A 14,755-nucleotide genomic window follows, 5' to 3' on the forward strand; every position below is an offset into this window, starting at 1 on the left:
ACCAGGTAAACCCTGATGATCTGCAGATGAAGAACAAAGGGTTTTTCGCCCGGCTGTTTAAAAGGGTATCCGGTTCTGTGCAGGAAGTGCTTTCGAAATATCAAAAGACAAGTGTGCAGATTGACCGTATCAGCAGAAGGCTGGAACATTCTAAAAATGTGCTGTTGAGTGACAATAAATTGTTAGATCAGCTGTACGCCCAAAATAAACAATACTTTTCTGATTTAACTATGTATATAGCAGCGGGGGAATTAAAATTAGATGAGCTGAAAACAAAGCTGATACCCGAAGCGGCAAGAAAAGCCGAATTACAAGAACACAATCAAATGGCCGCGCAGGAGGTGAATGATCTTCGCCAGTTTGCCGACCGTCTGGATAAGAGGGTGCATGATCTGCTGCTGAGCAGGCAGATTACGCTCCAGAGTGCGCCGCAAATCCGTCTGATTCAAAACACGAATCAGGCACTGGCAGAGAAAATTCAGTCCTCCATTGTTACGGCTATTCCTTTATGGAAGAATCAAGTCGCCATCGCGCTGACGCTTATGAGGCAGCGGAGTGCGGCAGATGTGCAGCAGAAGGCGGCGGATACGACAAATCAATTGCTGCTGAAAAACGCCGAACTTCTGAAAACAAGTACAGTCGAGACCGCCAAAGCCAATGAGCGCGGACTTGTTGAGGCAGAGACCCTCAAAAAAGTGCAGGAAAGCTTAGTCAGCACACTTGAAGAAATCATGTCTATTCAAGAAGAAGGCAGGATGAAACGCAGGCGTGCCGAGGAGGAGCTTGTTATCATGGAAGGCGATTTAAAAAAGAAGCTGCTTGATATGGGGGCCGGCCGGGATAACGGCTAGATGGCAAAAAGTCTTAGCTTTAAGTTGGCTCGCAGTCACGATATAATAAGAAAGACAGGCAAAGGATTTGTTTAAAAATGGACACACCTTTATATACAGCGCTGATGAAGCATGCGCACCGAAATACGTATTCTTTTCATGTTCCGGGACATCACAATGGAGATGTCTTTTTTGATGAAGCCAAATCTGTATATCAATCTCTTTTATCTATTGATATGACTGAGATCACGGGTCTTGATGACTTGCACCACCCGACGGGGGTCATTAAGGAAGCGCAGGATTTGGTGAGCAGATTTTACGGCTCTCAGGAAAGTTTCTTTCTCGTCAATGGAACGACCGCCGGCAATCTGGCGATGATTTTAGCTGTTTGTGAACCGGGTGAACCCATTCTGATCCAGCGTAATTGTCACAAGTCTGTTTTCCATGCGGCGGCATTGGCCGGAGCCAAGCCGGTTTATTTGTTGCCGGAAATCGATGAAAACATGCATGTGCCGGCACATGTATCCCTTTCAGTCATCGAAAAAGCGCTGGCGTCATATCCGAACGCGAAAGGACTTGTTCTGACCAATCCGACTTACTTCGGACACGCCGCCGATTTGACTGCGGCAGTTAAAAAAGCCCATTCATACGGCGTTCCTGTACTGGTGGATGAGGCTCATGGGGCTCACTTTGTGTTAGGCCAGCCTTTCCCGCCTTCATCATTGGCTATGGGGGCGGACGCCGTTGTTCAATCGGCTCACAAAACGCTTCCGGCTATGACGATGGGGTCTTACTTTCATTTGAACAGCACCAGAATTGACAGAGAACGATTAACTTATTATGTAAGCAGTTTGCAAAGCAGCAGCCCGTCATACCCGATTATGGCATCTTTAGATACGGCGCGCGCTTATGTACAGGATATTGCTGAAAAAGGGACACTTCCCGTTCATATGGAGCATATTGAGAAAATCAAACGAAGGTTCGCATCAATTTCTTCTATTGAAATAATCGAGCCTTCCGGATATGGGCTGCGGGCGGATCCGTTAAAATTAATTCTTCGCTCAAAGCTCGGACATTCCGGCTATTCATTACAACGTATTTTGGAGAGTGAAGACATTGTTGCCGAGCTGGCTGACGAATACCAAGTATTGCTCGTCCTGCCGATAGGCGGCCGGCGGATGATAGAACAGGAAACCGTAAGAAACATACAGCAGAAACTGGAGAATACACCGCCCGATAAATTGCCGGATGCCGTGAATTGGACATTTCCGTCCATTTCGACACTTGAATATCCGCAAAATGAGATGCGGAAGTTTACAAAAGAGCCTGCAGATATAAATAAGGCGGCCGGGCGCTTGCATGCGGGGAACATTATTCCTTATCCGCCGGGAATTCCGCTGATCATGGACGGAGAACGGATAACAGAAGAGATCGTACAAAAGCTTTCCCGTTTAATCGGCATGGACGCGCATATTCAAGGCTTGTTAAACGGGGAACAATTACTTGTCTATATAGAAGAGGAGAAATCATGAGCGGTTTATTTATAACATTTGAAGGTCCTGAAGGTGCAGGGAAAACGACTGTGCTTCAGGAAATGAAAGAGATTCTGTCGGCAGAGGGGCTTCCGGTGACAGCGACAAGAGAACCGGGCGGCATCGACATTGCGGAACAGATCAGAGAAGTGATCTTAAATAAAAACAATACACTGATGGATGCAAAAACGGAGGCACTGCTTTACGCTGCGGCGAGAAGACAGCATTTAGCCGAAAAGGTGCAGCCTGCATTGAAAGAAGGGCGCATTGTGCTGTGCGATCGTTTCATCGACAGTTCGCTGGCTTATCAAGGCTATGCGAGAGGGCTCGGGATTGATGAAGTTCTTTCTATCAACCAGTTTGCAATCGGCGATACGATGCCTGATGTCACCATCTATTTTTCTATTGAGCCGGAAGAAGGGTTGAAACGGATTACGTCGAATGATTCAAGAGAAAAGAATCGTCTCGATCTTGAGGCCCTGCACTTTCACACGAAAGTACGGGAAGGATACCAAAAGGTAATGCAGCGTTTTCCGGAAAGATTCCATACAATCGACGCATCGAAAAAGAAGGAACTCGTCATTCAGGACGCACTTCAAGTGATAAATGAAGCATTGAAAAAAATTCAGTTGTGACCTGTTTCTCATAAGTTGCTATAATGAATGTAACGACAATGTTCTTTCCAACCTAAAGGGGGCCTAGAGAATGAAACTAATAGTGGCAGTGGTGCAGGATCAGGACAGCAACAGGCTTTTGAAAGTATTAACCGACCACAACTTCAGGGTGACGAAACTTGCGACAACAGGCGGATTCCTTAAATCAGGCAATACGACGTTTATGATCGGGGTGGAAGATATCCGTGTCGATAAAGCGCTCAGCCTCATTAAAGAGAATGGCTGTAAACGTGATCAGATGATTGCCCCGGTATCCCCGATGGGCGGGAATGCGGATTCCTACGTTCCATATCCCGTCGAAGTGGAAGTCGGCGGAGCGACGGTCTTTGTCCTCCCGGTCGATGAATTTCATCAATTTTAAGGATTTGACGACGTGAAAATAAATTCTGACTTACGTACATTTATTGAGAAAAAGCAGCAGCCTGCTTATAAAGCGGCAGAGCTTTCCGGAACATTTAAAAGTTCAATGGACAGCCAAAGCAGCAAGCTGAAATTTGATCAGCTGAGCAGGTTCTTAACGGATATAGAAACGTTCGGGAAAAGGCTGACGAAGTCGAGAAACTTCAAAGACTTAGCGAAATTCAAAGGATTGGTAAAACGTTTTGTAAAAGAGGCCGTAGACAGCGGATTATCGCATGAGACGGAGAAAAGCTTTGACCTGTACGGCAGCAGCCGGACTCTGGGGCTTGTGAAAGAAATAGATGAAAAACTGCTTCAGCTGACGGAAGAAATGTTAGATCAGGAAAAACCGGCAATTGATTTGCTGGATCGAATCGGAGAAATAAAAGGTTTATTGATTAACCTTTACACATAGAGAGTGATACAATGGCAATATCATGGAAGGAAATGACCGGGCAGCAGCCCAGAGTGATGCGGCTTTTGCATAACAGCATTGAAAAGAAAAGGCTTTCTCACGCATATCTGTTTGAAGGCAAAAAAGGTACGGGCAAATTGGATGCCGCACTGCTTCTCGCAAAAAGCTTTTTTTGCCTTGAAGACGGGACTGAGCCTTGCGGGGAATGCCGGAACTGTAAGCGTATCGAATCCGGAAACCATCCCGACCTACATGTGGTTCAGCCCGACGGATTATCCATTAAAAAGGCTCAGATCCAATCGCTTCAGGAAGAGTTTTCTAAAACAGGACTGGAATCGCATAAAAAGCTGTACATTATATCCCATGCGGATCAAATGACGACAAATGCAGCAAACAGTCTGCTGAAATTTTTAGAGGAGCCGAGTCAAGACACCATCGCAATTCTTATTACTGAGCAGCTCCATCGAATACTGGATACCATTGTTTCGAGATGTCAGGTTCTTCCGTTCCAGCCGCTTCAGCCGAAAGCCATAGAAGAAAGACTGATTGAACAGGAAGTGAGCCCTCACATGGCCCGGCTCTTAGCAAATATGACAAATAATATTGCGGAAGCAGTCGAATTAAGTCGAAATGATGAGTTTGCAGAGTCCAGAGCGAAAGTGATAAAATTGTATGAAGTCTTACATCAGCGGAAAGGACATGCCTTTTTCTTCATTCAGGATCAGTGGGTGCCCTTTTTCAAAGAAAAAACCCATCAAGAAATGGGTCTTGATATGCTCTTATTGATATACCGTGATGTATTATCCATCCAAATTGGAAATGAAGATAAACTGATTTATCAAGACTTATTCCAATCAATAAAACAGCATGCGCTGCAATTTACACAACAAAGCGTTACGAACCAAATTCTCGCTGTTTTAGAAGCAAAAAAACGGCTTCATTCCAATGTGAATGTGCAGGGATTAATGGAGCACTTGGTGTTAACGTTGCAGGAGGGATAAGCTTGTACAACGTAATAGGCGTCCGCTTTAAAAAAGCGGGGAAAATTTATTATTTTGATCCGAACGGATTTGATATAGAACAAGACAGCTGCGTCATTGTTGAAACCGTAAGAGGTGTCGAATACGGGCAGGTTGTCATCGCAAATAAACAAGTGGACGAGCATGATGTTGTGCTTCCGCTTCGAAAGGTCATACGCGTTGCTGATGAACGCGATCTTCTCATTGTAGAAGAAAACAAACAGGAGGCCTTGTCCGCTTTTGAAGTCTGTCAGAAAAAAGTGGCTGACCACGGCTTAGATATGAAGCTGGTTGATGTTGAGTTTACATTTGACCGCAATAAAGTCATTTTTTACTTTACAGCAGACGGACGGGTAGATTTCAGGGAATTGGTCAAAGACTTGGCTTCTATCTTTAAAACGAGAATCGAATTGCGCCAAATCGGGGTGAGGGACGAGGCGAAAATGCTCGGCGGTATCGGACCATGCGGGAGAATGCTTTGCTGCTCCACGTTCCTCGGTGATTTTGAACCGGTGTCCATCAAAATGGCGAAGGATCAAAATTTATCGTTGAACCCAACGAAGATTTCCGGTCTGTGCGGCCGTTTGATGTGCTGTTTGAAGTACGAAAATGATGAGTATGAGACGGCAAAAGAACAGCTGCCGGATTTAGGCGAAATGATTACGACGGCAAACGGCCCCGCAAAGGTTGTCGGTCTTAATATTCTGGAACGGGTGCTTCAGGTGGAACTGAAGAATCGTGAAAAAGTGATAGAATATACTTGGGAAGAGCTCTTGGAAGAGGGCGTCGTATCCGCACAAACCACAGATTAACGAGGTGTGGAACCTTGGATAAAAAAGAGTTATTTGATACTGTCATAAACCTGGAGGAACAAATCGGTTCGCTGTACCGTCAGCTGGGTGACTTAAAGCAGCATATCGGCGAAATGATTGAAGAGAATCACCATCTTCAGCTTGAAAATAAGCATTTGCGTAAGCGGCTTGATGACACGACAGAGCAAATTGAGAAATTCAAAGCCGATCAGAAAGAAACAAAAACACAGAAGGCAGAGCAGAGTGATATAGGAGAAGGGTACGACAATCTGGCCCGGCTGTATCAAGAAGGCTTTCATATTTGCAACGTCCATTATGGGAGCGTCCGCAAGGGAGATTGCCTTTTTTGTCTGTCCTTCTTAAATAAAAAATAAGGAAAAGGCTTCCGCTGTTGTCGGAAGCCTTTTTCAAAGAGTGCCGAAAGGAATAAGATTATGGTTTCATTACGTGATGATGAAAGATTGGATTACTTATTAGCAGAGGATATGAAAATAGTACAGAGTCCGACGGTTTTCGCTTTTTCATTAGATGCCGTGCTGCTGTCTAAGTTTGCATACGTTCCGATTCAAAAGGGGAACATCGTTGATTTATGCACGGGGAACGGCATTGTGCCGCTTTTGCTCAGCACAAGGTCAAAAGCCGATATCACCGGGGTTGAAATTCAGGAACGCTTGTATGATATGGCGCTCCGAAGCGTGGAATACAACGGGCTGGGCGGTCAGATCAGTCTCATTCATGATGATCTGAAAAATATGCCGGAAAGACTCGGACATAATAAATATGATGTTGTCACCTGCAATCCGCCTTATTTTAAAACACCGAAAGAGGCGGAGCAGAACCTGAACGAACATCTCAGAATCGCAAGGCACGAAATCCTTTGCACGCTTGAAGATGTGATTTCCGTCAGCAGCAAACTGCTGAAGCAAGGCGGAAAAGCGGCTCTCGTTCATCGGCCGGGGAGGCTTTTGGAAATCTTTGAATTAATGAAAGCATACCGAATAGAACCGAAACGGGTTCAGTTTATTTATCCGAAACAAGGTAAAGAAGCGAATACCATTTTGGTTGAAGGAATTAAAGGCGGCCGCCCTGATCTCAAAATTCTTCCCCCGCTGTTCGTATACAATGAACAAAATGAATATACGAAAGAGATCCGCACGATTTTATATGGAGACAAATAGTCATTTCTTTTATGTGCTGCTGTGCAATGACAACAGTCTGTATGCCGGTTATACAAATGATCTGCAAAAACGGCTGAAAACCCACAATGAGGGAAAGGGCGCGAAGTACACAAGGGCGCGGAGGCCGGTTTCGTTATGCCATGCGGAATCATTTGAAACAAAACGGGAAGCGATGCAGGCGGAATACCGTTTTAAACAGCTGACCCGAAAGAAAAAAGAGCAATATATAGAAGAAAAACGACGCAGCAAGGAGGCTGTATATGTTAAGACGCCAGATGAGTTTTAACGGAAAATCTGAAATGGGAACTCTGTACCTTGTTCCTACACCGATCGGCAATTTGGAGGACATGACCTTTCGTGCAGTAGAGACGCTGAAATCGGCCGATGTCATAGCTGCCGAAGATACGAGACAGACGAAAAAGCTGTGCCATGTTTATGCCATAGAAACATCTCTCATCAGCTATCATGAACATAATAAAGAAAGCAGCGGCCATAAAATCATTGAATGGCTGAAAAGCGGAAAGAATGTGGCATTGGTCAGTGATGCCGGCATGCCGACAATTTCCGACCCGGGGGCTGAGATTGTGAGAGATTTCACCCAAATCGGCGGATATGTCGTTCCGCTTCCGGGTGCAAATGCGGCATTAACCGCGCTGACCGCATCAGGCATCACCCCGCAGCCGTTTTTCTTCTACGGATTTTTAAACAGACAGAAAAAAGAAAAGAAGAAAGAACTCGAACTCCTGAAAAAACGGCAGGAAACGATGATATTTTACGAAGCGCCGCACAGATTAAAAGAAACATTAACAGCAATGCATGACGTTTTGGGTAATCGAACCATCGCCGTCACGAGAGAATTAACGAAAAAGTACGAGGAATTCATCAGAGGAACCATCGCCGAGGTGATTGAATGGGCAAATGAAGATCAAATCCGCGGTGAGTTCTGTCTCGTTGTCGAAGGAAATCAAACCGCTGAACCGGATGAAGAGGAAAAGCCTTGGTGGACGGAGCTTTCTGAGAAAGAACATGTGGAGCATTACATAAATGAAGGATCTTCTTCCAAACAGGCCATAAAACAAACAGCGGTAGATCGGGACGTGCCGAAACGCGAGATTTATGACGCTTATCACATTCAATCATAAAAAAACCGTTCTTGTGTCGTAACAAGAACGGTTTTTTTATGAAATAGCTTATTTTTGGTTTTGAAGCTGGTTTTGAATTTCAGAGATGATTTGCTCAGCGCCTTCTTTGCTGAGTACCAATTTGCCGCCGGCAAGTTTAAGGTTATCATCAGAAACTTCACCAGTTACTTGGCAAGTCATGTTTGGTTTATATTTTTTAAGGATGATTTTTTCATCATCAACATAAATTTCAAGAGCGTCTTTTTCTGCGATGCCCAGTGTACGGCGAAGTTCGATAGGGATAACTACGCGTCCAAGTTCATCAACTTTACGTACGATACCAGTAGATTTCATTAACAGTCTCCTCCCGAGAGATAATTATTTGTAGTTTATATTTTTCTTCGTCATTATTCGACAAAATTCCTTACATTCCTAGCATAACAAGGTTTCCAATAATCGTCAATCTTTTTGTTTGCTATTGTTTGTAAGAATTAGTTCTTATAGTAAGTAAAGCCTTGGAAATCCTGAAATAACAGGCTTTTTAACTGCTTTTTCGAACCTATTATCCTACTGAAAATCCTTTTAAATCAAGACTTTCGAACCAAGATGTTTTATATTAGTAGATTATATACGACAAATTTCGACATGTTAAGACTTTTTTTAATTTCAATAAAAATTTTTAATTTTATTTACTCTTTTACGCGCAGTACGTATATATCCTTGATCTTAAAGGCTAAGATGGTATCATAGATAGAGGACAAATATCAATATTGTATATCAAATAAAACCGCTCTCGTCCTTTGGGCGTGAGCTTTTCGACATTCTGAATGGGAGGTTGCAACATGCCGCAAGACAATAATACTTTTTATATTACGACCCCGATATATTATCCGAGCGGAAAATTACATATCGGCCATGCTTATACTACCGTGGCCGGCGATGCGATGGCGCGTTACAAAAGATTAAAAGGATTTGACGTACGCTACTTAACCGGAACGGATGAGCACGGACAGAAAATCCAGCAGAAAGCGGAGGAAGAGAATATCACGCCTCAAGCTTATGTAGATCGTGCAGTTGCTGAAATCCAAAAACTATGGAAGCAGCTCGACATTTCTCACGATGATTTCATCCGGACGACGGAAAGCCGGCACAAAGAAATTATCGAGAAAGTGTTTCAAAAACTTCTTGATAATGGTGACATTTACCTGGATGAGTATGAGGGCTGGTACAGCATCCCTGATGAAACATTCTATACGGAAACACAGCTGGTGGATGTGGAAAGAAATGAGAAGGGTGAGGTTGTCGGCGGAAAAAGCCCGGACAGCGGCCATCCGGTCGAATTAATCAAAGAGGAGTCATACTTCTTCCGCATGAGCAAATACGCAGACCGCCTGCTGAAGTTTTATGAGGAAAATCCTTCTTTCATCCAGCCTGAATCACGCAAAAATGAAATGATTAACAACTTCATTAAACCGGGGCTTGAAGATTTGGCCGTTTCCAGAACGACGTTCGACTGGGGCGTAAAAGTACCGGGAAATCCGAAGCATGTCGTGTATGTATGGATTGACGCACTGTTCAACTATATTACAGCGCTCGGTTACGATACGGAAAATGATGAGCTTTACAAAAAGTACTGGCCGGCGGACGTCCATCTTGTCGGTAAAGAAATTGTCCGTTTTCATACCATTTACTGGCCGATTATGCTGATGGCGCTTGATCTCCCGCTGCCTAAGCAAGTATTCGCGCATGGCTGGTTATTGATGAAAGACGGAAAAATGTCGAAATCAAAAGGAAATGTCGTTGATCCGGTAACGTTAATTGAACGCTACGGCTTGGATGAACTTCGCTATTACCTGCTTCGCGAAGTACCGTTCGGTTCAGACGGTGTCTTTACGCCGGAAGGTTTCGTAGAACGGATTAATTATGACTTGGCGAACGACTTAGGAAACCTTCTGAATCGTACAGTCGCAATGATCCAAAAATATTTTGACGGCGAGATTGGTTCATATGAAGGAAATGTGACAGATTTTGATTCAGAGCTTTCTTCTGTAGCCGGTGAAACGGTTAAAGCTTATGAAAAGGCAATGGAAAACATGGAGTTTTCAGTCGCTTTATCAACGCTATGGCAATTAATCAGCCGTACGAACAAATATATTGATGAAACTGCTCCGTGGGTGCTTGCTAAAGATCAGGAAAAAGAAAAAGAATTACGTTCTGTCATGTATCATTTAGCTGAATCATTACGTATCTCAGCCGTATTGCTCCAGCCTTTCTTGACACAAACGCCTGAAAAAATGTTTGCCCAGCTAGGAGTTGAGGATCAGTCTCTTAAAGCATGGGACAGCATTCAGACATTCGGCCAATTGAAGAACACGAAAGTGAAAAAAGGGGAACCGCTTTTCCCTCGTCTTGAAGCTGAAGAAGAAGTAGCTTACATCAAGCAAAAAATGCAAGGAACTGCTCCTGCTAAAGAAGAAAAGGCGGAAGAGCCGCAAGAGGCAGAGCGTCTTCCTGAAATTACGTTTGATCAATTTATGGATACAGAACTTCGCGTCGCAGAAGTCTTGTCCGCAGAGCCGGTGAAAAAAGCAGATCGGCTGCTGAAATTGCAAATTGATCTGGGCTTTGAACAGCGCCAAGTTATATCAGGTATCGCGAAGCATTATACACCGGATCAGCTTGTGGGAATGAAGATCATTTGTGTAACGAATCTAAAACCGGTAAAACTGAGAGGCGAGCTTTCTCAAGGAATGATACTGGCAGGAGAATCGGACGGCGTTCTCAAAGTTGTAGCTGTCGACCAGTCATTACCGAAAGGCACTCGAATTAAATAAATAGATGCAAAAGGTGTTTCACGTGTAACATTCCGTCGAACACCTTTTGTTTTTCAACAAGAAAGGAGTTTTTATGATGCTTTTTGATACACATGCGCACTTAAATGCCGAGCAATTTGACACAGACTTAGAGGAAGTCATTGCGCGTGCAAAGGCTGAAAAAGTTGAACGAATCGTCGTTGTCGGATTCGACAAACCCACTATCACGCGTGCGATGGAGCTGATTGAGGAATATGACTTTATATACGCTGCGATCGGCTGGCATCCGGTAGATGCAATTGACATGACAGAGGAAGATTTATCATGGATTAAGGAACTGTCCTCTCACGAAAAAGTCGTGGCAATCGGAGAGATGGGCCTTGATTACCACTGGGATAAATCACCAAAAGACGTTCAGAAAGAAGTATTCCGGAAACAAATCGCTCTCGCCAAAGAAGTGAACCTTCCAATTATCATTCATAATCGTGATGCAACGGAAGATGTTGTCACGATTTTGAAAGAAGAGGGGGCGGAAGAAGTCGGCGGCATTATGCACTGCTTTACGGGGAGCGCGGAGGTTGCGCGGCAGTGTATGGATATGAATTTTTATATTTCATTCGGCGGACCGGTTACCTTCAAAAATGCGAAGAAACCAAAAGAAGTGGCAAAGGAAATTCCGAATGACCGTTTGCTGATTGAAACGGACTGTCCTTTCCTGACACCGCATCCTTTCCGCGGTAAACGAAATGAGCCAAGCTATGTAAAATATGTTGCTGAACAGCTCGCTGCATTAAAAGGGCTGACATATGAAGAAATTGCCTCAATTACAACCGAAAACGCAAAAAGACTTTTCCGCATGAACTGACAGAATGCGCTGTCGTAACGTGTAAAGGCTTGTCCGATTCAGTGGATATGTAAAACCGTTCTACAAGCTTCCTTCTCCTCATAAGATAGGTTGTCGATATGTCTCTCTTCCTTTTTTTGCTTTGTTTTTGCATAATGAGGGATACGCTGAAGGTTTTTCATCTTCGAGATGGGAGGGTTGACAGCATTTTAGATACTCTATATAATCTCTCCGAGGAGAAGGAGGCGTTTTTCATCACACAAAAAATGAAAAAACTGTTTTCCGTAAAGCTTGGTAAAAGCAAGGTTATTCTTATTGCAGCTATTATTCTGCTGGGCGGAACCGGAACTGCATACGGGGCACATGAGCTCTCAAAACAATCAGTTTCTGTTTCCATCAACGGCAAGAAAAAGCAAATACGCACTCATGCAAAAACGGTTGGGGAACTTCTGGAAGATTTACATATAGAGACGAGAAATGAAGACCGGATTACCCCGTCTAAGCAGACAGCATTGGCAGACAACATGAATGTCGTGTATGAAGCTGCAAAGCAGATCCGTGTGACAAGAGGCGGAGAAGAAAAGACTTTATGGTCAACGGCAAAAACAGTCGGCGCATTTCTGAACGAACAGCATACACCTGTGAATCAGCACGATAAAATAGATCCAGCAGCAGATACGAAAGTGACAAACGGCATGAAAGTCACGGTCGACCCGGCTTTTCAGGTCACTGTAAATGATGCGGGAAAGAAAAAGAAAATATGGACGACTTCGACTACGGTCGCTGACTTTTTAACGCAGCATAAGATGGACATGAAAGACGAAGATAAAGTAAAACCGGCATTACACGAAAAGCTCACAAAAAATCAGGCCGGTATACAAATCACTCGTATCGAAAAAGTCACCGATGTAGTTGAGGAAAAAATAGCGTATCAAGTGAAAGAAAAAGAAGATGCGTCTCTCGACAGCGGGAAAGAAAAGATCGTTCAAAAAGGAAAAGAAGGCAAACTTAAAAAGCATTTTCATGTTGTCAAAGAAAATGGAAAAGAAGTTTCAAGAAAGCTTGTTAAAGAAGAAACATCTGAAAAAAGCAAAGATCAGATCATTGCGGTCGGCACAAAGCGGCACAGTCCCAAGATTGAGCAGCTCAGTGCACCTGTGAAGGCATCTTCGGGCGAAACCGGATCTTCCGGTAAAGTGATTACCGTGTCTTCCACGGCTTATACCGCAAGCTGCAGCGGCTGTTCCGGCCATACGGCTACAGGCGTTAACCTGACAAGCAATCCGAATGCCAAAGTCATTGCGGTAGACCCAAGCGTCATCCCGCTCGGCACAAGAGTCCACGTAGACGGATACGGGGATGCCGTGGCCGCTGATACGGGCTCAGCCATTAAAGGAAGACGGATTGATGTCTTTTTCCCTGAAAAATCTTCAGCTTACCGCTGGGGAAAGAAACAGGTCAAAATAAAAATCTTAAATTAATTCCGATTCACTCAGAGGGTTTTGCGCCCTCTGTTTTTTTCGTTATAATAGGTAAAGTGTATTTTCAGTATATTAGACGTGACATGTAAGCAAAGGTTTCGTTTTGGATATAAAAAGTTTTTTTGGAGGAAGTAATGAAAATTAAAGAAATTATTGTAGTCGAGGGACGCGATGACACTGCGCGCATAAAACTTGCCGTTGATGCGGATACGATCGAGACAAACGGTTCCGCAATCGGAGACGAAGTCATCAGACAGATTCGGCTGGCGCAGGAAACGAGAGGGGTCATCGTGCTGACGGACCCGGATTTTCCGGGGGAAAAGATCCGGAAAACCATTTCTGAAGCAGTACCCGGCTGTAAACACGCATTTCTGCCCAAACATCTTGCCAAACCGAAAAACAAGCGCGGCATTGGCGTTGAGCACGCATCCATTGAAAGCATCAGAGCATGTCTGGAAAATGTGCATGAAGAGATGGAGGCAAAGCCGAGTGAGATTTCAGCTGAAGATGTCATACAGGCCGGTCTGATCGGCGGACCGGCTGCCAAAAGACGCCGCGAACGATTGGGCGACCTGCTGAAGATCGGCTATACAAACGGCAAGCAGCTTCAAAAACGGCTGCAAATGTTTCAAATCAAAAGAAGTGATTTTATTGATGCGCTCGATGCTATGAGGCAGGAGGAACAGGATGAACAATAAAGATATCGCGACACCTATCAGAACGAAGGAAATTCTGAAAAAGTACGGTTTCTCTTTTAAAAAGAGTCTGGGACAGAATTTCTTAATTGATACAAATATATTGGACAGAATTGTGGACCATGCGGAAATTACGGATCGGACCGGAGTCATTGAAATCGGGCCCGGAATCGGCGCGCTGACAGAGCAGCTTGCCAAACGGGCGAAAAAGGTCGTCGCGTTTGAAATTGATCAGCGCCTGCTGCCCATTCTCAATGATACGCTGTCTCCATATGACAATGTAACGATCATTCATCAAGATGTGCTGAAAGCAGACGTAAAATCTGTCATTGAAGAGCAGTTTCAGGATTGTGATGAAATTATGGTGACGGCGAATCTCCCATATTATGTGACGACGCCGATCATCATGAAGCTATTGGAAGAACATCTTCCGTTAAAAGGAATTGTCGTGATGCTGCAAAAAGAGGTCGCTGAGCGGATGGCCGCTGATCCTTCCTCTAAGGAGTACGGATCGCTTTCCATTGCGGTTCAGTTCTATACGGAGGCCAAAACCGTCATGACCGTCCCGAAAACGGTGTTTGTGCCTCAGCCTAATGTCGATTCAGCCGTCATCCGTCTCTTGCTTCGTGACGGCCCGGCGGTTGACGTCGATAATGAACCGTTTTTCTTCCAGCTGATTAAAGCAAGCTTCGCACAGCGCCGGAAAACCTTGCTGAACAACCTTGTGAACAATCTTCCGGGCGGAAAAGAGAAAAAAGCTCAAATTGAAGAAGTTCTTCAAGAAACGAATATTGACGGAAAGCGGCGCGGTGAATCCCTGTCCATAGAAGAATTCGCGCTCCTGTCCAACGGATTGCATAAAGCCCTTTTCTAAGAGGGCTTTTTGTTTTGCGTCACCACTTGGACTGCCGCAACATAGGCTAGAGGAGAACCTTATTCATT

Annotated in this window: 17 protein-coding genes (1 of these 17 cut by a window edge); 16 read left to right on the plus strand and 1 reads right to left on the minus strand. The window is 44.4% G+C overall.

Annotated elements, in window-relative coordinates:
* The 11 genes from GNE05_RS00195 to rsmI form a co-directional block, all read left to right on the plus strand.
* A protein-coding gene (locus GNE05_RS00195) for a toxic anion resistance protein (protein WP_061861082.1) crosses the window boundary here: on the plus strand, window positions 1–851 show its 3' portion. The gene continues 268 nt to the left of window position 1, outside the view; only the last 851 of its 1,119 coding nucleotides appear in the window; its start codon lies off the left edge, out of view; the stop codon is at window positions 849–851.
* 77 nt (window positions 852–928) lie between these two features.
* Window positions 929–2,362 carry an aminotransferase class I/II-fold pyridoxal phosphate-dependent enzyme gene (locus GNE05_RS00200; protein WP_160182321.1) on the plus strand — a complete coding sequence of 478 codons (1,434 nt, stop codon included), beginning with the start codon at window positions 929–931 and terminating at the stop codon, window positions 2,360–2,362.
* Window positions 2,359–2,997, plus strand: coding sequence for a dTMP kinase (tmk, locus tag GNE05_RS00205; protein ID WP_007615155.1), 639 nt, complete (start codon window positions 2,359–2,361; stop codon window positions 2,995–2,997). The genes GNE05_RS00200 and tmk overlap by 4 nt, the downstream gene beginning before the upstream one ends.
* A gap of 70 nt (window positions 2,998–3,067) precedes the next feature.
* The gene (gene darA, locus GNE05_RS00210; RefSeq protein WP_004264734.1) at window positions 3,068–3,397 is read left to right on the plus strand and encodes a cyclic di-AMP receptor DarA; all 330 of its coding nucleotides are present in this window, start codon (window positions 3,068–3,070) and stop codon (window positions 3,395–3,397) included.
* A 12-nt stretch (window positions 3,398–3,409) separates the two neighbouring features.
* On the plus strand, window positions 3,410–3,850 hold the full coding sequence (locus GNE05_RS00215) for a YaaR family protein (protein WP_004264730.1): 441 nt from the start codon (window positions 3,410–3,412) through the stop codon (window positions 3,848–3,850).
* An 11-nt stretch (window positions 3,851–3,861) separates the two neighbouring features.
* Entirely contained in the window at window positions 3,862–4,851 is a 990-nt protein-coding gene (holB, locus tag GNE05_RS00220; protein WP_007409919.1) for a DNA polymerase III subunit delta', read from the plus strand.
* Between the two features lie 2 nt (window positions 4,852–4,853).
* The gene (ricT, locus tag GNE05_RS00225) at window positions 4,854–5,681 is read left to right on the plus strand and encodes a competence/sporulation regulator complex protein RicT (RefSeq protein ID WP_004264723.1); all 828 of its coding nucleotides are present in this window, start codon (window positions 4,854–4,856) and stop codon (window positions 5,679–5,681) included.
* 14 nt (window positions 5,682–5,695) lie between these two features.
* Window positions 5,696–6,055: a replication initiation-control protein YabA gene (yabA, locus tag GNE05_RS00230; RefSeq protein WP_004264720.1), complete on the plus strand. Its 360-nt coding sequence runs from the start codon at window positions 5,696–5,698 to the stop codon at window positions 6,053–6,055.
* Window positions 6,056–6,115: 60 nt separating this feature from the next.
* The gene (locus GNE05_RS00235) at window positions 6,116–6,859 is read left to right on the plus strand and encodes a tRNA1(Val) (adenine(37)-N6)-methyltransferase (protein ID WP_004264717.1); all 744 of its coding nucleotides are present in this window, start codon (window positions 6,116–6,118) and stop codon (window positions 6,857–6,859) included.
* The gene (locus tag GNE05_RS00240) at window positions 6,846–7,145 is read left to right on the plus strand and encodes a GIY-YIG nuclease family protein (protein WP_007409921.1); all 300 of its coding nucleotides are present in this window, start codon (window positions 6,846–6,848) and stop codon (window positions 7,143–7,145) included. The genes GNE05_RS00235 and GNE05_RS00240 overlap by 14 nt, the downstream gene beginning before the upstream one ends.
* Window positions 7,120–8,001, plus strand: a complete 882-nt coding sequence (rsmI, locus tag GNE05_RS00245) for a 16S rRNA (cytidine(1402)-2'-O)-methyltransferase (protein ID WP_160182322.1) — start codon at window positions 7,120–7,122, stop codon at window positions 7,999–8,001. Before GNE05_RS00240 ends, rsmI begins: the two co-directional genes overlap by 26 nt.
* 48 nt (window positions 8,002–8,049) lie before the next feature.
* Here rsmI and abrB read toward each other — a convergent pair whose 3' ends face one another.
* The gene (gene abrB / locus GNE05_RS00250) at window positions 8,050–8,340 is read right to left on the minus strand and encodes a transition state genes transcriptional regulator AbrB (protein WP_169510469.1); all 291 of its coding nucleotides are present in this window, start codon (window positions 8,338–8,340) and stop codon (window positions 8,050–8,052) included.
* Window positions 8,341–8,822: 482 nt separating this feature from the next.
* Here abrB and metG point away from each other — a divergent pair, with 482 nt between their 5' ends.
* From metG to rsmA, 5 genes are all read left to right on the plus strand, one after another.
* Window positions 8,823–10,814 carry a methionine--tRNA ligase gene (metG, locus tag GNE05_RS00255; RefSeq protein WP_160182323.1) on the plus strand — a complete coding sequence of 664 codons (1,992 nt, stop codon included), beginning with the start codon at window positions 8,823–8,825 and terminating at the stop codon, window positions 10,812–10,814.
* A 76-nt stretch (window positions 10,815–10,890) separates the two neighbouring features.
* The gene (locus GNE05_RS00260) at window positions 10,891–11,658 is read left to right on the plus strand and encodes a TatD family hydrolase (protein ID WP_021494159.1); all 768 of its coding nucleotides are present in this window, start codon (window positions 10,891–10,893) and stop codon (window positions 11,656–11,658) included.
* Between the two features lie 134 nt (window positions 11,659–11,792).
* Window positions 11,793–13,118, plus strand: a complete 1,326-nt coding sequence (locus GNE05_RS00265; protein WP_023356663.1) for a resuscitation-promoting factor — start codon at window positions 11,793–11,795, stop codon at window positions 13,116–13,118.
* Between the two features lie 134 nt (window positions 13,119–13,252).
* Entirely contained in the window at window positions 13,253–13,816 is a 564-nt protein-coding gene (gene rnmV, locus GNE05_RS00270; protein WP_004264696.1) for a ribonuclease M5, read from the plus strand.
* Window positions 13,806–14,687, plus strand: a complete 882-nt coding sequence (gene rsmA / locus GNE05_RS00275; protein ID WP_004264694.1) for a 16S rRNA (adenine(1518)-N(6)/adenine(1519)-N(6))-dimethyltransferase RsmA — start codon at window positions 13,806–13,808, stop codon at window positions 14,685–14,687. Before rnmV ends, rsmA begins: the two co-directional genes overlap by 11 nt.
* The last annotated feature ends 68 nt before the right edge of the window (window positions 14,688–14,755 follow it).

The organism is Bacillus sp. AM1(2019) (genome assembly GCF_009906915.1).
Taxonomy (GTDB): domain Bacteria; phylum Bacillota; class Bacilli; order Bacillales; family Bacillaceae; genus Bacillus; species Bacillus velezensis.